General features: G+C 43.8%; 24 protein-coding genes and 1 pseudogene. 22 read left to right on the top strand and 3 right to left on the bottom strand.

The annotated features are described in order from the left end of the window. Positions 1-3 precede the first annotated feature (3 nt). From MDMS009_RS15470 to MDMS009_RS15430, 9 genes are all read left to right on the top strand, one after another. A complete protein-coding gene (locus MDMS009_RS15470; protein ID WP_272941083.1) occupies positions 4-1,431 on the top strand; it encodes a lipopolysaccharide biosynthesis protein in 1,428 nt (475 codons plus the stop codon). A gap of 29 nt (positions 1,432-1,460) precedes the next feature. Continuing rightward, positions 1,461-2,372, top strand: coding sequence for a glycosyltransferase family 2 protein (locus tag MDMS009_RS15465; RefSeq protein ID WP_008292321.1), 912 nt, complete (start codon positions 1,461-1,463; stop codon positions 2,370-2,372). Positions 2,373-2,443: 71 nt separating this feature from the next. After that, positions 2,444-3,301, top strand: a complete 858-nt coding sequence (locus MDMS009_RS15460; RefSeq protein ID WP_008292328.1) for a glycosyltransferase family 2 protein — start codon at positions 2,444-2,446, stop codon at positions 3,299-3,301. After that, complete coding sequence (locus MDMS009_RS15455) at positions 3,301-4,104, top strand: glycosyltransferase family 2 protein (RefSeq protein ID WP_008292353.1); 804 nt, start codon at positions 3,301-3,303, stop codon at positions 4,102-4,104. Before MDMS009_RS15460 ends, MDMS009_RS15455 begins: the two co-directional genes overlap by 1 nt. Beyond that, a complete protein-coding gene (locus tag MDMS009_RS15450) occupies positions 4,104-5,030 on the top strand; it encodes an NAD-dependent epimerase/dehydratase family protein (protein ID WP_008292314.1) in 927 nt (308 codons plus the stop codon). Before MDMS009_RS15455 ends, MDMS009_RS15450 begins: the two co-directional genes overlap by 1 nt. Before the next feature lie 140 nt (positions 5,031-5,170). Next, complete coding sequence (locus MDMS009_RS15445) at positions 5,171-5,731, top strand: sugar transferase (protein ID WP_043888455.1); 561 nt, start codon at positions 5,171-5,173, stop codon at positions 5,729-5,731. 34 nt (positions 5,732-5,765) lie between these two features. Then, positions 5,766-6,365 (top strand): adenylyl-sulfate kinase, encoded by a 600-nt coding sequence (gene cysC / locus MDMS009_RS15440; protein WP_008292305.1) that lies wholly within the window; start codon positions 5,766-5,768, stop codon positions 6,363-6,365. Between the two features lie 3 nt (positions 6,366-6,368). Further along, the gene (locus MDMS009_RS15435; protein WP_008292317.1) at positions 6,369-7,328 is read left to right on the top strand and encodes an acetyltransferase; all 960 of its coding nucleotides are present in this window, start codon (positions 6,369-6,371) and stop codon (positions 7,326-7,328) included. A 176-nt stretch (positions 7,329-7,504) separates the two neighbouring features. Further along, positions 7,505-7,774: a ComEA family DNA-binding protein gene (locus MDMS009_RS15430; protein WP_008292337.1), complete on the top strand. Its 270-nt coding sequence runs from the start codon at positions 7,505-7,507 to the stop codon at positions 7,772-7,774. A 49-nt stretch (positions 7,775-7,823) separates the two neighbouring features. Here the strand turns inward: MDMS009_RS15430 and glnD are convergent, their stop codons facing one another. Next, positions 7,824-10,427, bottom strand: coding sequence for a [protein-PII] uridylyltransferase (glnD, locus tag MDMS009_RS15425; protein WP_043888470.1), 2,604 nt, complete (start codon positions 10,425-10,427; stop codon positions 7,824-7,826). Between the two features lie 26 nt (positions 10,428-10,453). Then, complete coding sequence (map, locus tag MDMS009_RS15420) at positions 10,454-11,224, bottom strand: type I methionyl aminopeptidase (protein ID WP_008292345.1); 771 nt, start codon at positions 11,222-11,224, stop codon at positions 10,454-10,456. Between the two features lie 266 nt (positions 11,225-11,490). Between map and rpsB the strand changes: the two genes are divergently transcribed. From rpsB to lpxA, 13 genes and pseudogenes are all read left to right on the top strand, one after another. Continuing rightward, complete coding sequence (gene rpsB, locus MDMS009_RS15415; RefSeq protein WP_043888454.1) at positions 11,491-12,243, top strand: 30S ribosomal protein S2; 753 nt, start codon at positions 11,491-11,493, stop codon at positions 12,241-12,243. A 108-nt stretch (positions 12,244-12,351) separates the two neighbouring features. Next, positions 12,352-13,233, top strand: a complete 882-nt coding sequence (gene tsf / locus MDMS009_RS15410) for a translation elongation factor Ts (protein WP_008292311.1) — start codon at positions 12,352-12,354, stop codon at positions 13,231-13,233. Positions 13,234-13,236: 3 nt separating this feature from the next. Beyond that, on the top strand, positions 13,237-13,962 hold the full coding sequence (pyrH, locus tag MDMS009_RS15405; protein WP_008292368.1) for a UMP kinase: 726 nt from the start codon (positions 13,237-13,239) through the stop codon (positions 13,960-13,962). Between the two features lie 8 nt (positions 13,963-13,970). Then, positions 13,971-14,528 (top strand): ribosome recycling factor, encoded by a 558-nt coding sequence (frr, locus tag MDMS009_RS15400; RefSeq protein ID WP_008292320.1) that lies wholly within the window; start codon positions 13,971-13,973, stop codon positions 14,526-14,528. Between the two features lie 35 nt (positions 14,529-14,563). Next, the gene (locus tag MDMS009_RS15395) at positions 14,564-15,307 is read left to right on the top strand and encodes an isoprenyl transferase (RefSeq protein ID WP_008292333.1); all 744 of its coding nucleotides are present in this window, start codon (positions 14,564-14,566) and stop codon (positions 15,305-15,307) included. Continuing rightward, positions 15,300-16,127, top strand: a complete 828-nt coding sequence (locus MDMS009_RS15390; RefSeq protein WP_008292363.1) for a phosphatidate cytidylyltransferase — start codon at positions 15,300-15,302, stop codon at positions 16,125-16,127. The genes MDMS009_RS15395 and MDMS009_RS15390 overlap by 8 nt, the downstream gene beginning before the upstream one ends. 1 nt (position 16,128) lies before the next feature. Continuing rightward, positions 16,129-17,304: a 1-deoxy-D-xylulose-5-phosphate reductoisomerase gene (gene ispC / locus MDMS009_RS15385; protein WP_008292298.1), complete on the top strand. Its 1,176-nt coding sequence runs from the start codon at positions 16,129-16,131 to the stop codon at positions 17,302-17,304. Beyond that, positions 17,304-18,641 (top strand): RIP metalloprotease RseP, encoded by a 1,338-nt coding sequence (gene rseP, locus MDMS009_RS15380; protein WP_008292306.1) that lies wholly within the window; start codon positions 17,304-17,306, stop codon positions 18,639-18,641. Before ispC ends, rseP begins: the two co-directional genes overlap by 1 nt. Before the next feature lie 57 nt (positions 18,642-18,698). Further along, positions 18,699-20,988: pseudogene (bamA, locus tag MDMS009_RS15375) on the top strand (outer membrane protein assembly factor BamA). A 73-nt stretch (positions 20,989-21,061) separates the two neighbouring features. Further along, entirely contained in the window at positions 21,062-21,514 is a 453-nt protein-coding gene (locus tag MDMS009_RS15370; RefSeq protein WP_237700554.1) for an OmpH family outer membrane protein, read from the top strand. Positions 21,515-21,523: 9 nt separating this feature from the next. Beyond that, complete coding sequence (lpxD, locus tag MDMS009_RS15365; RefSeq protein WP_043888451.1) at positions 21,524-22,540, top strand: UDP-3-O-(3-hydroxymyristoyl)glucosamine N-acyltransferase; 1,017 nt, start codon at positions 21,524-21,526, stop codon at positions 22,538-22,540. Between the two features lie 87 nt (positions 22,541-22,627). After that, the gene (gene fabZ, locus MDMS009_RS15360; RefSeq protein ID WP_008292304.1) at positions 22,628-23,077 is read left to right on the top strand and encodes a 3-hydroxyacyl-ACP dehydratase FabZ; all 450 of its coding nucleotides are present in this window, start codon (positions 22,628-22,630) and stop codon (positions 23,075-23,077) included. Then, positions 23,074-23,844 carry an acyl-ACP--UDP-N-acetylglucosamine O-acyltransferase gene (lpxA, locus tag MDMS009_RS15355; protein WP_008292359.1) on the top strand — a complete coding sequence of 257 codons (771 nt, stop codon included), beginning with the start codon at positions 23,074-23,076 and terminating at the stop codon, positions 23,842-23,844. The genes fabZ and lpxA overlap by 4 nt, the downstream gene beginning before the upstream one ends. A 33-nt stretch (positions 23,845-23,877) precedes the next feature. Here the strand turns inward: lpxA and MDMS009_RS15350 are convergent, their stop codons facing one another. Continuing rightward, entirely contained in the window at positions 23,878-25,062 is a 1,185-nt protein-coding gene (locus MDMS009_RS15350) for an ammonium transporter (protein ID WP_043888450.1), read from the bottom strand. Positions 25,063-25,126: the final 64 nt, after the last annotated feature.

Genomic DNA, 25,126 nt, shown 5'->3' with positions numbered 1-25,126 from the left:
ACCGTGTCTGGTGTCCTCTGGAACTTCACCGAGCTGATGTTGCGACGAGGTGTAGCAACACTGACAACGCTTGCGCTGGCCTGGTTTTTAACGCCGGAAGACTTTGGCCTGTTGGCGATGATGATGGTTTTTCTGGCTTTTGCCGATGTGCTTGTTGATGCCGGTTTCAGTCAGGCCTTAATTCGCAAAGAGTCCGTGACCCAGCGAGAGCTGAGTACAGCGTTTTTCGCCAATATCACAATAGCGGTATTGGCTTATTTGCTACTCTTTTTCTGTGCGCCCTATATTGCGCTATTTTACGAGCAACCCGAGTTAGAGCCCTTAATTCAAGTAGTGGGTGTTGCTGTTTTCTTTAATGCGCTTGCTGTTGTTCAGCAAGCTATATTGAGCAGAGCACTGAAGTTCAGGTTGCAATTACAGGTCACATTGCCTGCTGCTGCTGTGTCAGGTGTGATTGCGATTATCTGTGCATACTCTGGCCTGGGCGTCTGGGCATTAATTGTCCAGGTCGTATCCCAGTCATTGCTGATTTCTTTACTCTATTGGTGGCAGCGACTCTGGACGCCTTCGCTTGAGTTCGGCCGCAATGAGTTTCGTGAGTTGTTTGCCTTTGGTGGCTATCTGCTGCTGGCACAAATGACGAATGTGCCATTCAAAAATATGTATGTGATTGTGATAGCCAAGGTCTATGCCAGTGCTATTGCAGGCTTGTATTTTTTTGCTGAAAAAATCCGAGATTTAATTTTAAACCAGTTGGTTAACTCTGTTCAGAAAGTCACATACCCAGCTCTCTCACAAGTACAGAGTGACAGCGTAAAGCTCAAGCGGGGTTACAGGCAGATCATTTCGGTGACGACCTTTATAGTCTTCCCGGTTCTGATTTTGCTGGCCGCACTGGTCAATAACTTGTTTACACTCCTTTTGCCGGCAACCTGGTTTGCTGCGGTTCCTTACTTGCAGTTAATGTGTCTCGCTGGCTTGATGAACCCATTAAATGCGATCAACCTGAATATTTTAAAGGTGAAAGGACGCTCAGATCTGGTTTTTTACTTGGGAATGTACAAAAAAACCACTGCTATCCTAATATTCATTATTACCTATCAGTACGGCATCACCGCTATTATCGTCGGCCAAATTGTCAACTCAGTGTTGGGATACATACCTAATAGTTATTATTCTAAAAGACTGATTAATTACTCGGTCAGAGAGCAACTGGCTGACTTTATACCGACATTATTGTTAGCAGGCATAGTTGGCTTTTGTACCTGGTTAATTCAATCTGCGCTGAACTGGCCTGTCCTGGTTGAGCTGATTATCCTTGGCAGTGGGGCGGGTCTTATTTATCTCACCGGTGCATGGTTGCTAAATCTTAGCGCCTTTGGTCATGCGAGTCGTCTAGTAGAGATGAAGTTAGGAAGGAAAAACGCTTAATGAGAAATTTGAGGACCCAGGAAGAAATCATGGCAACATGGCAGGAGGATATAGATAAGCCAGTTGTTAGTATTTGTTGTATAACTTATAACCATGAACCCTATATTGAAGATGCGCTGAAAGGCTTTCTTATCCAGGAAACCGATTTCCCCTATGAAATCCTGATTCATGATGATGCTTCCCTCCACCGTACGACAAAGATTATTCGGGAGTATGAGTCGAAATATCCAAAGCTGATAAAGCCGATTTATCAGGTGGAGAATCAGTACTCTTCAGGTAAGAGGGCATTGCAGATTATTACACCTCATAGCAAGGGAAAATATATTGCATTCTGTGAGGGGGATGACTACTGGGCTGATCCTAAAAAGTTACAAATCCAGGTGGATTTTCTTGAAAAAAATCCAGATTACGTTATCTCTGGTCATGATGCCTGTATTGTTGATGGGGTTGGGAACCTACTAAAAGAGTCGAAACTTCCGCAAAGACACAAGCGCGACTACTCTCCTGAAGATTTACAAAAAGGTAAAGCTTGGATTTTAACCCTGTCCTGGGTGTACAGAAACGTTGTTAAAGAGTACGCCCCAGAGCGGTTGATGGTAAAAAATGGAGATAAATTTTTTACATCGGTTATTGGGCAATATGGTATGAGCCATTATCATAGCGAGATTCAACCTGCTGCATATAGAGCTCATGGGGGAGGGGTTTGGTCAAGTTCTTCTGATGTAGAAAAGTTACATTCATTAATGTTTACCTATTATTGGTTGAGTCGCTATTACTCAAGAAAAGGTGACAATTGGCTGAAGCGATATTTTTGGGGATTATTCATTCGTAAAGCTATTGAGGCTACGGAGCTATCATCTCTTATTAAGGAAGTTTTTATAAGACTTTCGTTTGCACGTGAAATCAGATTTTTAGTCCGAAGATTGTTAAAACGGCATTGAACTAGTGGCGTTAGCATTTACTAGCGGATCTAATAAAGACTAACCCAACTCTTAACCATTTGGATTCTGTGATGAGAGATATATCTGTAGTTGTACCTGTATTCAATCAATGGCATTTGATGGCAGATCTAATAAATGCATATTCAAGACAATTAGGTGCATTCTCCAAAGAACTTGTGATCGTGGATAATGGCTCAGATGAGATACCTAAACTTCCCGAGAATCCTGATATCATCATTCTTGAATGCAAAAAGCCGGGTTCTTATGCAGCTAGAAATAAAGGCTTGAGTGTCGTTTCCGGGGAACTGGTTGTATTCACAGATGCTGATTGTTTGCCCGAGAGTGACTGGTTACTTAAATTGATTAAGTCCTACTCGGACTCTGAAAAAAAAACGCTACTGGCTGGGAATGTCATTATTCGTGGTAATAGTCAGCAGCCATCTTCAGCGGAGTTGTACGATATGGCTGCAGGGCTCCCCCAACAGAGATATGTCTCCAGAGGATATGCCGTCACAGCAAACCTTGCTATTCCCAGAACTGTGTTTGATGTGATCGGCATGTTTGATGATAGTCGCTTTTCAGGAGGGGATGCTGATTTCTGCCAGCGTGCCCTGAGTGCTGGCTTTAACCTGAAGTTTGTTTCCGAAGCCGTGGTTTATCATCCTGCCCGAACTACATGGGGTGAGTACGCTACGAAAGTGAGGAGAATGAAGGGGGGGCAAATTCGAGCAGGTAAATTATCTCGAAGGATTAAATACTTTCTTATCACTTTATTACCACCGGTCTGGCGATTTTGGCGAATTGTGAAAAACGATAAGCTTAAACTGAGTGAAAAAATTCGTGTGATCTGGTTTCAGTCCCGACTTTGGGGTATTGAGCTTTTGGAAATGTTTGCCCTGATCTTTGGGAAAATTCCGGAAAGACGGTAATGAATAATCTAAAAGAAGATGAGATTTCAGAGGTATCAATCATTACTCCGCTGCATAACGCAGAAGCCTATATTTCACAAACTATAGGATCTGTTTTGCATCAGACCTATCAAAAATGGGAGTTAATCATCGTTGATGATGTGTCTGAGGATGACTCTGTTCAAATTGTTGAAAACTTTTCTAAGAATGATGCTCGGATTAAATTAATCAGACTCAGAGAAAACAGTGGGGCCGCTGTGGCTAGAAATACTGCAATTGAGACAGCAAAAGGCCGTTATATTGCGTTTTTAGACAGCGATGATGTGTGGTTACCTGAAAAGTTGGAGCGTCAATTAACTTTTATGCAGGAAAATAACTATCCGTTTAGTTTTAGTGCTTATGAACGCATTGACGAAAATGGTCGTTCACTAGGAACTGTCGGAGTGCCTAAAAAAGTTAACTATAAACAAATGCTTAAGACATCAGTAATTGGTTGCCTGACAGCGATGTATGATACATCTCACTTTGGCAAAGTATATATGCCACTAATCCGTAAAAGACAAGATTACGGTTTATGGCTGAAACTACTGAAGCAGACTGATTTTGCACATGGTCTCCAAACTTCGTTGGGGAAGTATCGGATTCGGCGTGATTCCATATCGGCTAATAAGATGAATACAGCAACCTATAACTGGCGTTTATATCGGCAAGTGGAAAAGCTCTCTTTTTTAGCGAGCTGTTATTACTTTAGCCATTATGCTGTGAGAGGTTTACTACGAACAAAATTTCCTACTTTCGCGAAAAAACTAGGTGTAATGCAGTAATGAAAGTGTTAGTGACTGGGGCAAATGGATTTGTTGGTAATGCACTAGTAAGGTTTTTACACCAAGCTGATTGTGATGTGAATGCTGTAATTCGACAAGGAAATCTGATTGGAAAAGCGAATGCTGTTTTCACAAAAGACATCAGAAAAGATACTGAGTGGTCAGATGCTTTAAATGGTGTTTCTATTGTTGTTCATACTGCAGCACGCGCACATGTTATAGATGATAACGTGCGAGAGTCTCTTCAAGCCTTTCGTGAGGTCAACACCTTAGGCACTTTGAACCTAGCAGAGCAAGCTGCGAAAAAAGGTGTGAAACGCTTTATTTTCATCAGTACGATTGGTGTGAATGGAGCGGTGACGTATGGGCAATCTTTTAGTGAGGAAGATGTTCCACAACCGCACAATGATTACGCTGTCTCAAAGTGGGAGGCGGAGCAGGGATTGATGAGAATTGCAGCCGAGACGGGTATGGCTGTGACAATAATTAGACCACCACTTATTTATGGCCCTGGGGCGCCTGGTAACTTCCGTACTTTGGCAAAGTGGGTGAGAAAGGGAGTACCGCTACCTTTTGCAAGGATAAATAATAGCCGCTCCTTCTTGGCTTTGGATAACTTGATAGACTTCATTGTTTTGTCGATGACTCACCCTAAAGCAATCAACGAAACATTTTTATTAGCCGATAGCCGCGATGTTTCAACTTCAGAGTTAATAACATCAATAGCAGATGCTTACCACGCAACTTATAGGTTGTTTTATTTTCCACGCAAAGCGGTTTATTACTTGGCAAAATTGGCTAGACGTGAGCAAATGTACAAACAATTGTGGGGATCGCTTGAGATTGACCTGACTAAAGCGCGAACTTTACTTGGCTGGCAGCCATTGGTGACGATGGATGAGCAACTTAACAAAATGGTTAAGTAAATTAACTTGTTCAACATAAATGTTGGTATTAAGTTTGCGGTATATGCCAAGCCAAGAGAAACACACAATCCAAGAAACAGTAACTCAAGCAAGCTTTAACAGGTAGTATTAGTGCTTGATTTCCACTGACAGAAAAATTTATGACCACTTTTCTCATTAGACTATTCGATATTTTCTTTTCTATCTTGGGGATGACACTCTCTCTGCCCTTATTATTTTTAATAGTAATTCTAGGCTTTATAGACACGGGCTCTCCTGTTTTTAGGCAGCAACGGGTTGGTCGTTATCAACAACCATTTACATTACTTAAGTTTCGCACAATGAAAGTTGATACAACTGATGTGGCTAGCCACCTTGCTAACAAATCATCGATTACGCGACTGGGGCAACTTTTACGTAGCAGTAAGCTCGATGAGTTACCGCAGTTATGGAATGTGTTGAGAGGTGAAATGAGTCTGGTGGGGCCTCGTCCTTGCTTATTCAGTCAGCAAGAGTTGATTGCAGAGCGAGAACGTCGTGGCGTATTTAATGTTAGGCCTGGTATTACAGGCTTGGCTCAAGTAAGTGATATTGATATGTCGACTCCAGTTTTGTTATCTGAAACAGATGCGAAAATGATTCGTGAATTCAGTATTAAATCATATGCCAAATATTTGTTTATGACAGTAACTGGCAAGGGAAGTGGGGACAGAGTTAGGTAACCTCAAACACTAATAATTATTAGAGAATGACATCGTGACAGAAGAAATTGTTTGGTACGACCATGAAATAAACAAGTTGAGCCGTTCATCCCAAAAACGCCAGAAGCCATGCGTTCTTTGGTTCACAGGACTTAGCGCATCAGGAAAGTCTACTACTGCCAATGCGGTAGAGAAAAAACTGTATGAGCTGGGCCATCATACCTATCTACTTGATGGTGACAACGTACGTCACGGTTTAAATAAAGATCTAGGTTTCAGTGATTCTGACAGGGTTGAAAATATTCGCAGAATTGGTGAAATGGCGAAGCTGTTCGCCGATGCAGGACTTATCGTGTTAAGTGCATTTATTTCACCATTTCGTGCTGATCGCCAAATGGTGCGAGACTTGGTTGAAGAAGGTGAGTTTATCGAAATTCATATGTCTACGCCGTTAAGTGTTTGCGAGGAGCGTGACCCAAAAGGGCTTTATAAAAAAGCTCGCTCCGGTGAAATTAGAAACTTCACAGGAATAGATTCAATATACGAGATTCCAGATAAACCTGAGATTACTCTGGATACAGCCGATTGTGATGCTGACGCCTCTGCAGAGAAAGTAATTGCCTACCTGAAACAAAACCATATTATTCACGATTAAATTATGACTTACATTGATGTTTTTAATGGCGATGCTGATGGTATTTGCTCGTTAGTCCAGTTGCGTTTGGCTGCACCAAGAAATGCACAATTAGTTACGGGCATTAAACGCGATATCAACTTGTTAAAACACGTTGAGGCTGGTGTTGGTGATGAGGTCACTGTGTTGGATATTTCAATGCAGAAGAATCACGAAGATTTAGAAAAGCTTTTATTGAATGGGGCCGAGATATTTTACGCCGATCACCATAACCCGGGGGAACAAGTAGCACACCCTAACTTGTCCGCATATATCGATGTCTCACCGACCGTATGTACGGCGCTAATCGTTGATAAGTACCTTAATGGTCAGTATCACTTGTGGGCGATTACAGCAGCCTATGGTGATAACCTGACTTCAGTGGCTGATGATTTATCATCAAAGTATGGGCTTAGCTCAAAGCAGTCGAAGGTACTACAAGAATTAGGTATTTATCTAAATTATAATGGTTATGGCGCTAATCTGGATGACTTGTTTTATCATCCTGCAGCGTTATATCAAGCGTGTGTTCAGTTCTCCTCACCATTAGAATTTATTGAGCAGGATAATAAGGTTTTTGACACCCTCCAAACAGGATATAGGGCAGATATTTTAGCCGCCCAGTCTGAAAAAACGTTTCACGAAACGACAACGCTGTCAGCATTGATTTTACCTAATGAAACATGGGCGCGAAGGGTGAGCGGGGTATACAGTAATCAGCTCAGTAATGAAAACCCTGATCGGGCACATCTTATTCTTACCCAAAAACACGATGGAGATTACCTTGTGAGCATACGAGCACCATTGAACAAATTAGCGGGTGCTGATGAGGTAGCAGCTCAATTTAAAACGGGGGGAGGTCGGAAAGGTGCAGCAGGAATTAATGCTTTATCAGAAAAAGATATCCCGGTTTTAATTGATCTGATGGAAACCCGTTACAGTTAGTTTTCGATCTGATTATTCTGCAGTGTTCTAGTGTATATAAACTAAAACTGTGACCTAAATCGCATAACAATGCTCATAAAACAGCAGAGAGTTGCAAATCATTAAAACTTTAAAGTAGTCTGAAAATGTCACTCAGGATGAGTGATTTAACGGACTAACAAAACGGGAGTTTTAACATGATTAAGCAAAACCTACTGGCTGCAGTTGTAGCACTTTTCGTTTCTTTTGGCACCGCGTTCGCTGCCGATAAAATCAATATTAATACTGCCAATGCAGAAGAACTTCAAATGCTTGATGGAGTTGGTCCTGCCACGGCTTCTGCAATTATTGAATACCGTCAAACGAATAGTGGTTTTGAAAGTGTTGCTGAACTTAGCAGTGTTAGAGGCATCGGTGACAAAAAATTACAAAGCTTAACTGACGATGTAACGGTTTCTGCAGAGTAATTGAGCTAAGTGTGAAAAAAACGGCATGGGGTTGACTCCATGCCGTTTTTTAATGGGATAAACTTTCTGTCAGGCGCTCTTTTAGTTCTTCTTCTTGTTCTTCACTTAACGCGCCATCATCATAGGTTGTGATAAAGAACACGTCCTCTACCTGATCACCCAAGGTATTAATTTTTGCATTAATTAATTGCACTTCACAGGCTAGAAAAACCTGAGCAACTGCTGATACCAAGCCTGGACGATCATGTGTATATAAAGACATCACGGTATGGTTTTGCTGTGGATTAGTTTCGAACTCAATATTGGGCTGTGTTTTGAACAGTTTCATCGTTCGAGGTGTGATGAGAGGGCAATATGGTTTGACGGCATCAGTATTCGCTAATTGCTTTCTCAGTGCCTTGATAATTTCACCTGACTCGAGCGTTTCACCATTCACGATAAATGTGTTGAGAGCATCCAACTCACTGGTGACATTAATTTTGGCATCCAATACATTTAACTGACATTGTTCTAATGACGACGTGATGGCAGCAAAAATACCCGGCCTATCAGAGGTGACAATAAATAATTCCAGCGTTTGTTGATCATTATGTGTACGTAGCGCAATCAGTGGATCTTCCCCGGCATGATCCAGACGTTCTTCGGTTTGCCAGACCAGTTCATCGATAGAGTGACGTAAGAAGTACTCCAAGTCATAGGCTTGCCATAATTGGCTGATGTCTTGTTGCTGGCGGCCATTTGCCATCAGGACTTGCATGGCTTCTTGGTACTTTTTATAGCTTTTTTCGCGGGTACTTTTGGCTTGTGCTTCGGTATGTTCGATCCATTGACGTGTGCTGTGATAAAGCTGTTTTAGCAAAGAGTCACGCCAGCCATTCCACAGATTATCATTGGTTGCACGAATATCAGCCACTGTCAGTAGATATAGATAATTCAGTCTTTCCGTGGTTTTAACTTGATCAGCAAATTTTTTGATGACGTCAGGGTCTTCCAAATCACTTTTTTGTGCTGTTGCCGACATAGCAAGATGTTGCCTCACTAAGAAGCAGACAATGTCAGTGTCGTATTGGCTAAGACTGTGGCGCTCACAAAAGGCTTTGGCATCGACAACACCAAGCACACTGTGATCACCGCCACGACCTTTGGCAATATCGTGATAAATCCCGGCGATATAGAGAATTTCAGGCTTAGGTAATTGATAGAATATTTCCGAGCAAAGTGGGAATTCGCTGTTATATTCTTCGCAGGAAAAGCGCCGTAAGTTTCTGACGAGAAACAGCGTATGTTCATCAACAGTGTAAGCGTGAAACAAATCATGCTGCATTTGACCGACAATGCGTCCAAATTCGGGTAAGTAAGCACCCAGAACATCGAGTTCATTCATTCGCCTAAATTCATGGGTGATGCCTTTAGGTTGGCGAATGATCTCCATGAACAAAGTACGATTACGCAGATCTCGACGAAACTTATCATCAATAAGATGTAAGTGAGCATGAATCTGGCGAATAGTTGATGCTCTTACACCTTTGATCTCGGGATGTTGTTCTAAAATCAGAAAAACTTCCAGCAAAGCATACGGGTAGTAGGCGAAGATTCCGGGATTGATCGTTTCCAGATAACCGTTGTGTGCCTGAAAGCGCCGATTGATAATGTTAACCTGGCGCGTTTCATCTGCCTGAATAATGGTCTCTTCAAATAATTGCAGCAAGAGGCTATTCATCTGGCCGACTGAGCGTGCACAGCGATAGTAATCTTTCATGAACTGTTCAACCGCCATGCGGTTGGCGTTATCTTCATAACCCAACTGTTTGGCAAGTTCACGCTGGTGATCGATCATCAACTTTTCTTGTTTACGACCTGCTTGATGATGCAGTGCAAAGCGAACTGTCCAGAGGAAGTCCTGCGCTTTTTGTAGGGTTTCAAACTCACTGTTAGCGAGAAAGCCTTTTTGTCTCAAGCCTTCCAGATTTTTCACATCAAAATGCTGCTGGGCTACCCAGTTCACTACCTGAATATCACGTAAACCACCGGGTGATTCCTTAATATTGGGTTCAAGGTGATTGGTTGTATCGTTATGTTTTTGATGTCGTTGCTGCTGTTCTTCTCGTTTTAATTCGAAGAAGCGTTTGGTATCCCAGGTTTTATTGGTGACGGTCAGTTGTTGTAGCGACTCGAATAAGGACTCTACACCACACAGGAACCGAGCTTCCAGCAAGTTGGTTGCAATGGTGATGTCAGCTTCAGCTTGTTGGCGACATTCTTGAATGGTTCTAACACTGTGACCAATTTCCAGTCCGATATCCCACAACTGTGTCAGGAAATCAGACAAGGAGGCTGGAGGCGACTCTGAAACTGATTCATCCAGCAGGATTAATAAATCGATATCGGAGTAGGGATGTAGTTCACCACGTCCATAACCGCCTACTGCGACAAGAGTGACGGGCGTTGTGCCGTCGATATGTTGCTGCCACATCTGTTGCAGAATCTCGTCGACAAAGGTGGCTCGCTGATAGACCAACTCATCAACCGGAACACCTTGGTCAAACTGCTGTTTGAGGTAGTCTTGGCTTTGTTTGAGTGCCTGTCGACACAAAGCACCGCTGACTTCGGCGTCGGGTGAAATGACAAGATTACCGACTTCCCAGATGGACATTTCTTGTGTTGGCATAAATGCTGACATCAGATGTCGGTTTCTTCTTCCCGGCGTGTCAAAATTTCATAGCCTTTGTCGGTAACAAGGATAGTGTGTTCCCATTGGGCTGAGAGGGAGCGATCTTTGGTGACGACCGTCCAACCATCCGGTAATTGACGGACATGGCGCTTGCCAGCATTAATCATCGGTTCGATGGTGAAGGTCATGCCTTCTTTGAGTTCCATGCCTGTGCCGGGAGTACCGTAGTGAAGCACTTGCGGCTCCTCATGGAATATTTCGCCAATACCGTGACCACAATATTCACGTACGACCGAGAATTTTTCTTTCTCAGCGTGTTGTTGAATAGCATGACCAATATCACCAAGACGGACACCGGGTTTCACCATATCAATACCAATCAACATGGATTCACGCGCTACACGACACAAACGTTCAGCCAAAATGGAGGTTTTACCAACATGGAACATCTTGCTGGTATCACCATGAAAACCATCTTTGATAACAGTCACATCGATATTAATGATATCGCCGTCTTTCAGCTTTTTTTCGCCCGGAATACCATGACAAATTACATGGTTGACAGAGGTACAGACTGACTTTGGGAAACCATGGTAATTCAGCGGCGCAGGAATGGCTTTTTGCTCATTAACGATGTAGTCATGACAAATTTGATTCAGCTCATCCGTGGTGATACCAGCTTTGACATGGGGGGTGATCATCATCAGTACGTCAGCAGCAAGTTTGCCGGCGACGCGCATCTTTTCGATTTCTTCTGCAGTTTTGATACTGACAGCCATTTAAAGTCCCGATTTCAAAATAGTTAAGAGAATATAGCCCATAGTTTGCCGTAAAATTAGTCTAGTAACCAGTAATCACTTAGTCGAAATGACTTTGTCTGTGATTTGGCTTTGTTTTGTCTGGTAATTGTGGAATAATATGCGCGCCTTTGAAAGGCAAAATTCACACATGTGCCGACACAGGTGTCGGGGTGCTGTTGGGAACACCCAATCAGTCGACAGCTGGGGTACATGGAGGATCAACCCCATACTATATAGGTATAAACATGGCTAAAACAACAATGCGCCAAATGCTTGAAGCAGGCGTACATTTCGGGCACCAAACCCGTTACTGGAACCCTAAAATGGGTCAGTTCATCTTTGGTAAGCGTAACAATATTCATATCATCAACCTGGAGCAAAGCCTGCCTTTGTTCAACGATGCGTTGAACTTTGTCAGCAAATTGGCTTCACAAAAAGGCCGTATCCTGTTTGTTGGTACTAAACGTGCCGCGCAAGATGCTATCCGTGAAGATGCAGAACGTGCTGGCATGCCATACGTAAATCGTCGTTGGTTAGGCGGTATGCTGACTAACTACCAAACTGTTCGTCAATCGATCAAGCGTTTGGATGCTATCCAGGAAATGATGGAGTCAGGCAAAACAGAAGGTCTTAAAAAGAAAGAAATTCTGGATCTGACCCGTGAGCAAGATAAACTCGAAAAAAGCATCGGCGGTATCCGCAAAATGGGTGGATTACCTGATGCAATGTTTGTTATCGACGTTGAACATGAAAGCATCGCTGTAAAAGAAGCGAGAAAACTGGGTATCCCTGTCATCGCTGTTGTTGATAGTAACAGTGACCCTGACGGTGTCGATTACGTCATTCCAGGTAATGATGACTCGATGCGTGCAATCCGTTTGTACACAGCAAACTTTGCTGATGCCATTCTGGAAGGTCGTGCTTCAGTCACCACTGCAGATGCAAACGAAGAATTTGTAGAAGTTGCCGAAGAAAGTGCTGAAACAGCAGGCGAATAATTTCTACTGAGTAAATGTAGCAGGCTCGTCCGGTGGGCGGGCCTGTGTTGTATGTGTGACCTGGATAAATTGGGGCACCACAAACAAATAGATTGAAGGGTTTGAACAATGGCAATTACTGCAGCTTTAGTAAAAGAACTGCGTGAGCGTACTGGCTCAGGCATGATGGAATGTAAAAAAGCATTGGTAGAAGCAAATGGCGATATCGAGCTGGCGGTTGAAGAAATGCGCAAAGCCGGTTTGGCAAAAGCTGACAAAAAAGCAGATCGTGTTGCAGCTGAAGGCATTATCGCTATTGAAGTGAGTGCAGATGGTAAAAACGCCATCATGTTAGAAGTAAACTCAGAAACTGACTTTGTTGCAAAAGCTGATGACTTTATTAACTTCGTTAACGCTGTTGCTACAAAAGCATTAGAAGCAGCACCAGCAGATGTTGATGCATTGAAAGAAATGACCTTGGAGTCTGGTGAAACTGTGGAAACGGTTCGTCAGGCACTGGTAGCGAAAATTGGTGAAAACATTCAAATTCGTCGTTTCACTACACTGACAAGTGATGCCGGTGTGATTGGTTTCTATCGTCACGGTGACCGTATTGGCACCATGGTACAAATTACAGGTGGTGATGAAACCTTAGCGAAAGATCTGGCAATGCATGTTGCGGCAAGTCGTCCGCAAGCTGTTTCTCCTGCTGAATTATCACAGGAACTCTTGGATAAAGAGCGTGATATTGTAGCGACTCAAGCAAAAGAGAGTGGCAAGCCAGATAATATCGTTGAAAAAATGATTGAAGGTCGTATGGCTAAATTTGTTAACGAAATCAGTTTGCTGGGGCAAGCGTTCGTTAAAGACCCTGACCTGACAGTTGAAAAGCTGGTTAAAAATGCGGGTGCGACAGTTGACGCATTTGCATTCTACGAAGTGGGTGAAGGTATCGAGAAAGCTGAAGATAACTTTGCTGAAGAAGTAATGGCTCAAGCCAGAGGTAAGTAACGTATGACAAAAACGGGAAGTCAGCCAGTTTATAAGCGTGTTCTGCTCAAACTGAGTGGCGAAGCGTTGATGGGGGATGCAGAGTATGGCATCCAGCCAGAAGTGATTTCCCGATTTGCCAATGAGATTTCCGAGCTCAACGCGCAAGGCGTTGAGCTTGGTATCGTGATTGGTGGCGGTAATATCTTTCGCGGTGCGGGTTTGGCTGCAAGCGGTATGGATCGAGTCAGCGGTGATCACATGGGCATGCTGGCAACGGTTATGAATGCCTTGGCGCTGCAAGATGCGTTAGAAAGTAATGGCACCTTCTGCCGCGTTATGTCGGCCATTAGAATTCATGAGGTTTGCGAAGACTACCTTCGTCGTAGAGCCATTCGTCACTTGGAAAAAGGCCGCGTTGTCATCTTTGCGGCAGGCACGGGCAATCCCTTTTTCACAACAGATACTGCGGCCAGTTTGCGAGCGGTGGAAGTTGGTGCTGAGTTGATGCTGAAAGCGACACAGGTCGATGGCGTATACAATGATGACCCACGTAAAAATCCTGATGCTGTTCGCTACAACGAACTTAGCTATGATGAAGTCATCAATAATCGTCTTGCTGTGATGGATACTACCGCGGTTGTTATGTGTCAGGAGCAAAATATTCCATTACGTGTATTCGATGTGCACGAAAGTGGAAATTTGACCAAGATCATCTACGGTGAAGATGTTGGGACTTTGGTGAAATAGGACGGATCATGATCGAAGATATCAAAAAAGATGCGGCTGATCGCATGAAAAAAAGTGTTGCTGCCTTAGGGACGGCAATGGCAAAAATTCGTGCTGGTCGTGCACACACCAGCTTGCTTGATCACTTGCAGGTGCCGTATTACGGCTCTGATGTGCCATTGAGTCAGGTCGCTAATGTAGGGGTTGAAGACTCGCGCACCTTGGCTGTTACACCATGGGAAAAAGATATGGTGTCAGTTGTTGAGAAAGCGATTATGACGTCGGATTTAGGTGTCAATCCAATGAGTGCTGGCATGACGATTCGCATTCCTATTCCACCGCTGACAGAAGAACGCCGTCGTGACTTAGTAAAAGTGGCCAAAGGCGAAGCTGAAAATGCTCGTGTCGCTGTGCGTAATATTCGTCGTGATGCGAATAGCACGCTTAAAGATTTGCTGAAAGAGAAAGAGATCTCTGAAGATGAGCAACGTGGTGCAGAAGAAGAAGTGCAAAAACTGACTGACGCAACGATCAAAGAAATCGATCAAGTCCTAGCGGATAAAGAATCGGATCTAATGGAAGTGTAACCGTACGGTTACACTTTCTTTTTTAACACGCTCTTATGAGTGATGACGTTGTCAATATTCCCAATCACATTGCCATTATTATGGATGGAAATGGGCGTTGGGCAAAACGACGTTTACAGCCACGCTTTATGGGGCATAGAGCGGGGGTAAAAGCAGTAGAAGGTATTGTTAAACACTGCGCACAACGTGGTGTAAAAATACTCAGTCTATTTGCTTTCAGTAGTGAAAACTGGCGCCGACCGGGTAAAGAAGTGTCATTACTGATGGAATTGTTCAGCCATGCGCTGAACAATCAAGTCAAAAAACTCCATGACAATAATATCAAGCTCTGCATCATCGGCGATTTAGAACAATTTTCGCCTGCACTCCAAGAACAAATTACAAAAGCACAACAGCTCACCGCAAATAATACTGGCCTGATTGTTAATATTGCTGCGAATTATGGCGGTCGTTGGGATATTACTCAATCCGTCAGACAACTTGCAGAGCAAGTTCGCCTGGGTGAGATAACACCTGATGCGATAACAGAAGACATGATCAGTCAACATCTGACAACGGCAGCATTGCCAGAGCCGGACTTGTTTATTCGTACAGGTGGTGAGCAGCGCGTCAGTAATTTTTTGTTGTGGCAAATGGCTTACACCGAGTTTTATTTCACTGATCTACTGTGGCCTGAATTTAATGCAAACGCCTTAGATCTTGCAATAGCATCTTTTTCACAACGAGAAAGACGCTTTGGACGCACATCAGAACAATTACAGGAAAAGCCGGATGCTTAAACAACGCTTAATAACCGCAGCAATTCTTATACCTCTGGTGGTTTGGGCATTGCTGGCTTTAAGCACAGAAAGCCTGAGCTACGGACTTGGTCTTGTGGCATTACTGGCTGCGTGGGAATGGCTACAACTGATGGGGTTTAAACAAAAATATCAGCTAGCACTTGTGATGGTGGCAATGCTGTTAACTGGGTATTTGGCATTGTTTTACTTGCCTATTAAAGTGCTACTAGCAGTAACGTTACTGATTTGGTTTTCGGCATCAATCATTATCTTACTGTTCGCTCACAAACCCTTACCGGAAAATCTGCTGAACCTCTTTAAAACGCCGCTGTTCGTTGTGATTATCGCTACCGTTGTTTTAACTGGCTTTGTTGCCAGTGCCCGTTATCTCCATTCATTTCCTGAGCAAGGACCCGCATTATTATTGTTTGTATTAGTAAGTGTCTGGCTGGCAGATACGGGTGGTTATTTTGCGGGTAAACGATTTGGCAAACATAAGCTGGCAAAAGAAATTAGCCCCAATAAAACGTGGGAAGGTGTGGCGGGTGCTTTAGTACTAAGTGGCGTGTTTGCCACTGGTTTCTATTTGTTAGTGCTAGAAAGCAGTTTGAGTTTAATCAGCTGGCTGTTTTTAACCGCATTGACTGTGTTGATTTCTATAGTAGGTGACTTATTTGAGAGTGTCTTCAAACGCTGCTTCAATGTAAAAGATAGTGGTCAGTTACTTCCTGGTCATGGTGGCATACTGGACCGTATTGATAGCCTGTTAGCGGCAGTACCCGTATTTACTGTAGCGGTACTGCTGATGGGGGCGTATTGATATGAAATCAGTCACTATTCTTGGTTCAACTGGCTCTATCGGTGTAAGCACACTGGATGTCCTCGGACGGCATCCCGAACAGTTTCATGTCTATGCGCTGACGGCCCATTCGTCTGTCGACACAATGTTGCAGCAGTGTCAGCAATTTAATCCAGATATTGCAGTGATGTTAGATCCGGTTGCTGCTGAGAAGTTACAAACCGCCATCCTTGAAACAACGGTAACGACCCGGGTTATGTCTGGGCCTGAAGCACTCGCGTATGTCGCATCTTCAGCGGAAACAGATTATGTTGTGGCGGCAATTGTCGGTGCAGCAGGTTTATTGCCAACCCTCGCGGCGGCAAAATCAGGTAAACGCATTTTATTAGCGAATAAAGAAGCGCTAGTCATGAGCGGTGCGTTATTTATGTCTGAAGTGCAGCAGAATAATGCAACGTTACTTCCGGTTGATAGTGAGCACAATGCGATATGGCAGTGCATGCCGGTAGGTGATGAACAGCGTCACCAGTTTGATGGCAAAGGCGTCAGGAAAATTATTCTTACAGCGTCCGGTGGACCATTTCGAGATGCCGATATAACAACATTAGACAATGTCACGCCTGAACAAGCGGTTGCCCACCCTAACTGGTCAATGGGGCAGAAAATTTCTGTCGACTCGGCGACGATGATGAATAAAGGTTTAGAAGTTATTGAGGCGCATTGGCTATTTGGTCTCAGTAGCCAACAAATCGAGGTCGTTTTACATCGCCAAAGTATTGTTCATTCGATGGTCGATTACAACGATGGTTCTGTGCTGGCGCAAATGGGTAATCCGGATATGCGAACGCCCATTGCAAATACATTAGCGTGGCCGCAACGTATTGACTCTGGCGTCGCACCATTAGATTTGGTTGCAGCCGGGAGACTAGATTTTGCCACCGCCGACTTTGAAAAATTTCCATGCCTACGGCTTGCCTATCAGGCATTGGATGCGGGTGGCACCAGCACTGCGATTTTAAATGCGGCAAACGAAGTGGCTGTTGATGCTTTTTTACAGCGCCAGATCAAGTTTACGGATATTGCCAAACTTATTGAAAAAGTGCTTCATGATTTACCCGCCAATGAGGCAAGCTCTTTAGAACAAATTCTTGCTGACGATGCCGCAGCTAGAGTATTAGCTTCCGAGTTGGTGGCGTAATGCAGTCATTATTTTTCTTTATCGTTGCACTGGCATTATTAATTGTTATTCATGAATACGGCCATTTCTGGGTCGCACGAAAGTGCGGTGTCAAAGTCCTGCGATTTTCAGTTGGTTTTGGTAAACCGATATGGCGTAAAACCGGTAAAGACGGTACAGAATATGTATTAGCGCCAATTCCATTAGGTGGCTATGTGAAAATGCTTGATGAGCGCGAGGCTGATATCGCTGAATCAGAGCGTGCTCAAGCCTTTAATCGACAATCGCTTAGCAAACGTGTTGCCATTGTGGCAGCTGGTCCCGCCGCGAATTTATTGTTCGCTGTATTGGCATACTGGTTTTTATTTGTCACAGGCATACCAGGTATAAAACCTATTATTGGTGAGGTCACGCCTGCTTCCTATGCAGCAACATCGGGTCTTGTGGTGGGCGATGAAATTACTCAAGTCGATGGGCGTCAGACACCGACATGGAATAGCGCATTCAAAGCTCTGTTACCAAAAGCCGAGAAGGGTGAAAGCGCTGAGGTTGTTGTTAAGTCAGGTGGTACTGAATTGCTGTACATACTAAATGTACCGCAAATCAGTATTGAGCAATCCGGCCAACTATTACAGCTATTGGGTATTACACCATTAAGACCACAATTAGCCCCTGTGATAGGCAAAACAGTTGCAGCTGGGCCTGCCGATCAGGCCGGATTAAAATCAGGCGATAGATTAATAACGGCTGATGGTGTTGAAATTGCTGACTGGGCAGGTTGGGTTGAAAAAATTAAAAAAAGTGCAGGGCAGCACATTGCCATTACTTTTGAACGATCAGGAAAACTAGAGTCACTAACGTTAACACCTGAAGTTGCTGAGGATGGAACTGGCAGAATTGGTGCCGGCGTTGATGCTGACTATAGCTCAATACCTGCCGATATGGTGTCTGAAATACGTTATGGTCCGCTCGCTGCCAGCAAAGAAGCGGTTGTGCAAACGTGGGTATTTGCCAGCACCACATTAAAAAGCTTGATCGGCATGTTGACGGGGCAGGTGTCAACGAAAAACCTTGGTGGACCTATCAGTATCGCTCAAATTGCTGGTAGCTCAGCTGAGCAGGGGCTTGTCACATTTGTCAGCTTTTTGGCAATGATTAGTATTACGTTGGGCGTACTAAATTTACTGCCTATTCCAATGTTGGATGGCGGTCATTTAGCCCTATTTTTGATTGAAGCTGTCAGAGGGAAGCCTATTTCTGAGCAAGCTCAGATAAACGGCCAGCGTATTGGGCTGTTTTTACTGCTGCTGCTTATGTTTACAGCCTTTTTCAATGACTTAACAAGACTGTTTGGATAATGCAGGCTTTGCAGGTACACTTACATTTTCGTCGACGGATCGTTAGTACTAATAACAATGAATAAACTACTGCAAATATTGGTTTTACTTTGTGCAACCTCAGTCGCTTGGGCTGAGAATTTTGTTATCGAAGATATCAGAGTTGAAGGCTTGCAACGTATTTCTGCAGGTACTGTTTTTAACTATCTCCCTGTAAAAGTCGGCGATGAAATGACCGATAATGATGCACGAGGCATCATTAGGGCGTTATATAAATCCAAATACTTTAATGATGTACAACTTGAGCAACAAGACAACGTGCTTGTTATCAAAGTGCAGGAGCGACCAGCCATTTCCAGTATCGAGTTGGTTGGTAACAAAGATATGGATTCAGGCGAGTTGCTTAAGTCGCTTCGTGAAATAGGGTTTGGCGAAGGCCAAGTGTTTGAGCAAGCGATGCTGGAGCGCGTTGAGCTTGAATTGGAACGCCAATATTTCAGTCGCGGTAAATACGGTGTTGCTATTGAATCTGAAGTAACCCCCTTATCGCGTAATCGCGTCGCTATCCGAATTACAATGGCAGAAGGCGTGGTTGCAACCATCAGTGAGATTAACATTGTTGGTAATGACTCTTTCGAGCAGGATGAACTAACGACTGAGTTCCAGACTACAACAGGCTCGTTGCTGTCCTTTATCACCAAAGATAATCAATACTCACGTCAAAAACTGTCTGCTGATTTAGAAACCTTACGATCTTTCTACCTCGATCGTGGTTTCGTTGATTTCACAGTGGAGTCAACACAGGTCTCCATCAGTGATGATAAAAAGAACATGTTTATCACCATTAATATCAGTGAAGGTGATAAATACAAAATCAATGAAGTGCGGATTGCTGGTAACTTGATTGTGCCGGAAGAAGAGTTATTTAAATTGGTGACGATTCCCAAAAACTCGGTATTTTCACGAAAAGCGATAACCAAAAGTACTGAAAACTTGACGGATCGCTTGGGTAACGATGGTTATGCCTTCGCCAACGTTAATGCGGTTCCGGATATTAATCGTGAAGAAAACGAAGTTAACCTGACTTTCTTTGTGGATCCAGGACGTCGAGCCTATGTCAGACGGATTAATATTTCAGGTAACAGTAAATCGCGTGATGAAGTCTTGCGTCGAGAGTTTCGTCAGCAAGAGTCAGCATGGATCTCTACCGAAAAAGTTGAACAGTCAAAAGCGCGCGTGTCACGTTTGGGCTACTTTGAAAATGTAAATGTAGAAACCATTCCTGTCGCTGGTGTTCAGGATCAAGTCGATCTGGATTTCAGCGTGTCAGAAACCCCATCGGGTAGTTTGTCTGCTGGTGTTGGTTTTTCGCAATCTGATGGTATTATTTTTAACGCCAATGTCACCCAAAAGAACTTTTTAGGTAGTGGTAAGCACATCCGTTTTGGTTTCAATAACAGTAGTATCAACACCGTCTATAGCTTTGGTTATACCAATCCATTTGTAACGGTTGATGGCATTAGTCAGGGCTTTAATGCCTATTACCGCAAAACAGATGCCGATGAAGCCAATATCGCGCGTTATACCTTAGATGCCTTCGGTGGCGATATTACCTTTGGCGTACCGATTTCAGAAGATAACCGTATAAATCTTGGCTTGGGGTATGAACACACCACCGTAGATTTACCTAGCCGTGCCAGTGATCGTATTACTCGCTATGAGGAATACATAGAGCGCGAAGGTGATACGTTTGATACAGTAACCCTCAACTTGGGTTGGTCAAGTGACAGCCGGGATAACGCCTTGTTACCAACCAGTGGTATGAGTCAAAGCGTCAATGCTGAAGTGGCGGTTCCTGGACCATCATTGCAGTTTTATAAACTGCGCTATAAATTGAACGCCTATCGACCCATTAGTGACTCTCTGACCTTTGCCGTTCGCGGTGAGTTTGGTTATGGTGAAGCTACGTGATACGAGATTTCGTTCTTCAAACTTCTTTGCAGGTGGTATCCGAAGCGTACGTGGTTTTCAGGCCAACACGTTGGGGGTAAGAGAAGAAACAATTGATGGTGATGATGAACCATTAGGTGGTAACTTGCTGGTGACAGGTGGTGCAGAGGTCATTTTCCCAGTACCCTTTATGGACAAAACACTGAAATCATTCCGCCTGAGCGCCTTTACGGATTTTGGTAACGTTTATGGTGTCGATCAGGATTTTGATGCTGGTCTACTGCGCTACTCAGCTGGTTTGTCAGCCATCTGGATTTCGCCTTTTGGCGCGATGAGTTTCAGTATTGCCTCTCCTATCAAAAAAGAAGATGGGGATGAAACTGAGGCATTCCAATTCTCGTTAGGATCGACGTTTTAATTAACAACTGGAGTTTAGTGTGAAGAAAATGAAGTTTATCTGGCTTTTGTGTGCAATGTTCATTGCAGCACCTATGAGCTATGCGGCTGATTTGAAAATAGGCGTGGTAAATGCCGGTGCTGTATTGGATAAGTCGCCTCAGAAAGCGGCAGCGTTAGCGCGTCTTGAGAAAGAATTTGCATCGCGTAGTCAGTCGTTAGAATCGAAACATAAAGCGTTACGCGCAGCACAAGAGAAACTAAATAAAGATGGCGCTATTTTAAGTGCTGATCAGCGTCGCGATCGTGAACGTGACATTCTAAGTGATCAACGTGAACTTCAACGTTTGCAAGATGAATACAGTGAAGACCTGTCCATTCGTCGTAACGAAGAATTACGAAAGTTAGAGAAAGACATAGCAGAAACGATTATTGATCTAGCAAAAAAAGAGTCGTTTGACATGATTCTCTATCAAGGCGTGATTTTTGCCAGTGATAAAGTGGATCTGACTGACAAAGTCTTACAAATGTTGAAAGCCAAAAATTAGAGTAAACGAGTGAGTTTGACATTAGCTCAGATCGCTGAGGCGATTGATGGTCACCTGATTGGTGATTCAGATTATTTGATCGAGGGTGTGGGTACGCTTGCTACGGCAACACAGCAACAAATTAGCTTCCTCGCCAACAGTAAGTACAAAAAATTTCTGAAAGATACCCATGCTGGAGCGGTAATAGTTGCTTCCGGCATGGGCGAAGAACTCAACACAAATGTGATTGAAGCAAAAGACCCGTATGTCGCTTATGCTAAAGCGGCGACTTTATTGTATCCGGAGTCTCTAGCTCAAAGCACAATACATGCTTCGGCCTGGATAGACCCTGCCGCAACTGTTGCCGATAATGTCAGTATCGGGCCGCACGTTTCTATCGGAAAAGGTGCTGTCATCAAGTCTGGGGTTCATATCGGCGCAGGCAGTGTGATCGAACAAGATGTTTATATTGGCGAAGACAGCCGAATTAAATCAAATGTTACCCTGTGCCGTCAGATTCAGATCGGTCAACGCGTTATTATTCATCCAGGTGTCGTTATCGGTGCTGATGGATTTGGCATTGCTAACGACAACGGCGTTTGGATAAAAGTCCCGCAGGTAGGCCGTGTCGTTATCGGTGATGATGTCGAGATTGGTGCCAATACAACCATTGATCGCGGCGCAATTGATGACACCGTTATCCATCATGGCGTCAAGCTGGATAATCAAATTCAGATTGGTCACAACGTCATTATCGGTGAGCATACAGTCATTGCAGGATGCGTCGGCATTGCTGGCAGTACACAAATTGGTAAACATTGTGCAATTGGTGGCGGTACCGGTATCGGCGGCCATTTGGAAATAGCCGATGGTGTACAGCTGACAGGCATGACCATGGTGACTAAATCTATTACCGAAGCCGGCGTTTTTTCGTCTGGTATTCCGGTTGAGCCGACTAAACAGTGGCATAAGAATGTCGTTCGTTACCGTCAAATGGATAAACTATTTGAACGCGTAAAGCTGTTGGAAAAACAATTTAAAGACTGATATCAGCTTACTGAGGCTTTACCAGGATGGTGACTCAAAGTAAGATTACTGATCTTTTATTACAAACTATGTCCAAGGGATTTCAGCTTGAATACGATTGACATACACGAAATTCAACGCTTATTACCACATCGATACCCTTTTTTACTGATCGATAGAGTGATCGAGTTTACGCCGGGTGAGCATCTTGTCGGTATCAAAAACGTCACCTTCAACGAGCCACATTTTACGGGACATTTTCCGCAAAGAGTAATCATGCCCGGTGTTCTGATTTTGGAATCCCTAGCACAGGCTACTGGTCTACTGGCGTTTAAAACTGTTGCTTCAGTTCGTTCAGATGATGCTTTGTATTATCTTGCTGGTATCGACAACGCGCGTTTTAAGAAACCGGTTGAGCCTGGCGACCAATTGAAGCTGGAAGTGAAGCTGGTTAAAAATAAACGAAACCTCTGGAAATTTAGTGGTGAGGCCAGTGTTGATGGTGAGGTTGTTGTCAGCGCTGATATTATGTGTGTTAACCAAGAAATGCCAAAGTGATACATCCAACTGCCATAATCGATCCTACTGCTGTTATCGCCGATGATGTGATTATCGGACCTTACACAACTGTTGGTGCAGACGTGGAAATTGGCGCTGGCTGCGAAATTAAATCGCATGTTGTCATCAATGGCCCTACCAAAATTGGTAAAAATAACCGCATCTTCCAGTTTTCTTCAATTGGCGAAGAGCCGCAAGATAAAAAATTTGATGGTGAGCCTACACGGTTAGAAATCGGTGATAATAATCTTATCCGTGAATCTGTCACTATCAACCGAGGTACAGTGCAAGGCGGTGGTATCACGCGCATAGGCAGCAATAACTGGATTATGGCTTATGTTCATATCGCACATGACTGTTTAATTGGTAACGATAATATTTTTGCTAATAATGCGTCGTTAGCAGGTCATGTAATAGTGGATGATTTTGTTATCTTGGGTGGCTTTACCTTAGTGAGTCAATTTAATTATCTTGGATCACATTCGTTCAGTGCGATGGGTAGTGTTATTTCCCGAAATGTTCCCCCCTATGTATTAGTGTCCGGCCATATGGCTAAACCTGTAGGGGTTAATGTTGAAGGCCTGCGTCGTCGTCAATTCAATGATACCCAGATCAAAAATATCCGCCAGGCTTATAAAGTTATCTATCGTTCAGGTTTTCGACTTGAAGAAGCACAACAGCGAGTTCACGATATCAAACAGGACGCTGATGAATTGTCGGTGTTAACTGCCTTTCTGGCGAATCAAGAAGGCGGCATTATCCGCTAGCGAATGCTAGCGGACGGCCATGTTAAATACAGTTTAATCGTTATTTGGTGTTGAATTGATTTTGTGAATGCTTAAATCTGCACCTTGGTACTCTTCTTCTTGTGTCAGGCGGAGCCTCATCAGCATTTTGATGACACCATAAACGATATAACCACCGGCGAAAGCAATCACAACCCCCAGGCTTGTACCAATAAGCTGTGAGATAAAGCTAACACCACCAAGGCCACCTAGAGTCACTTGGCCAAAGATACCAGCAGCAATACCACCCCATACACCGCACAAGCCATGTAAAGGCCAAACGCCCAATACATCATCAATTTTCCATTTGTTTTGTGCCAAAGTGAAGGTATATACGAATAAACCACCAGCAATTAAACCGGTTGCTAGCGCACCAAGAGGGTGCATAACATCTGAGCCAGCACAGATAGCGACAAGCCCTGCTAAAGGACCGTTATGAACAAAACCTGGATCATTTCGACCAACTAAACAAGCAGCAAGAATACCACCAACCATCGCCATCAATGAGTTGACTGCCACAAGACCGCTAATGCCATCAATCTCTTGTGCTGACATAACATTAAAACCAAACCAGCCGACACTCAGGATCCAAGCACCTAAAGCAAGGAAGGGAATATTTGATGGTGGGTGTGCGTAGATTTCGCCTTTCTTTCCATAACGGCCATGACGAGGGCCTAGGTGCAACACTGCAGCCAATGCAATCCAGCCACCAACGGCATGAACCACGATAGAGCCTGCAAAGTCGTGAAAACCAGCGCCAAACTGAGTCGCTAACCAATCCTGAATGCCGTAGGCGCCATTCCAGGTTATGCCTTCAAAGAATGGGTAAACAAACCCTGCAATAAGGAAGGTTGCGATCAATTGCGGATTAAAGCGTGCGCGTTCAGCGATACCACCTGAGACAATAGCCGGAATGGCAGCAGCAAATGTCAGCAAGAAAAAGAACTTCACTAGCGCATAGCCGTTGCTCTCTGTGAGCACAGGCGCAGACTCAAAAAAGTTGAGACTATAGGCAATACCGTAGCCGATAAAAAAATAAGCAATGCTAGACACCGCAAAATCAACAATGATTTTGACCAAAGCATTAACCTGGTTCTTTTTGCGTACGGTGCCAACTTCGAGAAATGCAAAGCCAGCATGCATGGCAAGCACCATGATGGCCCCGAGTAGTATAAATAAAACATCTGTTGCGTTTTGCACAATCTTGTCCTTTTTTATTTTGACGTAAAGCACCAAAATAGCAAAAGTTGCACCAAAATAGACT

Source organism: Methylophaga thiooxydans DMS010 (assembly GCF_000156355.1).
Lineage (GTDB): Bacteria > Pseudomonadota > Gammaproteobacteria > Nitrosococcales > Methylophagaceae > Methylophaga > Methylophaga thiooxydans.
The sequence above is the reverse complement of the archived record's forward strand: the minus strand, read 5'-3'. Positions and strand labels throughout refer to the sequence as shown.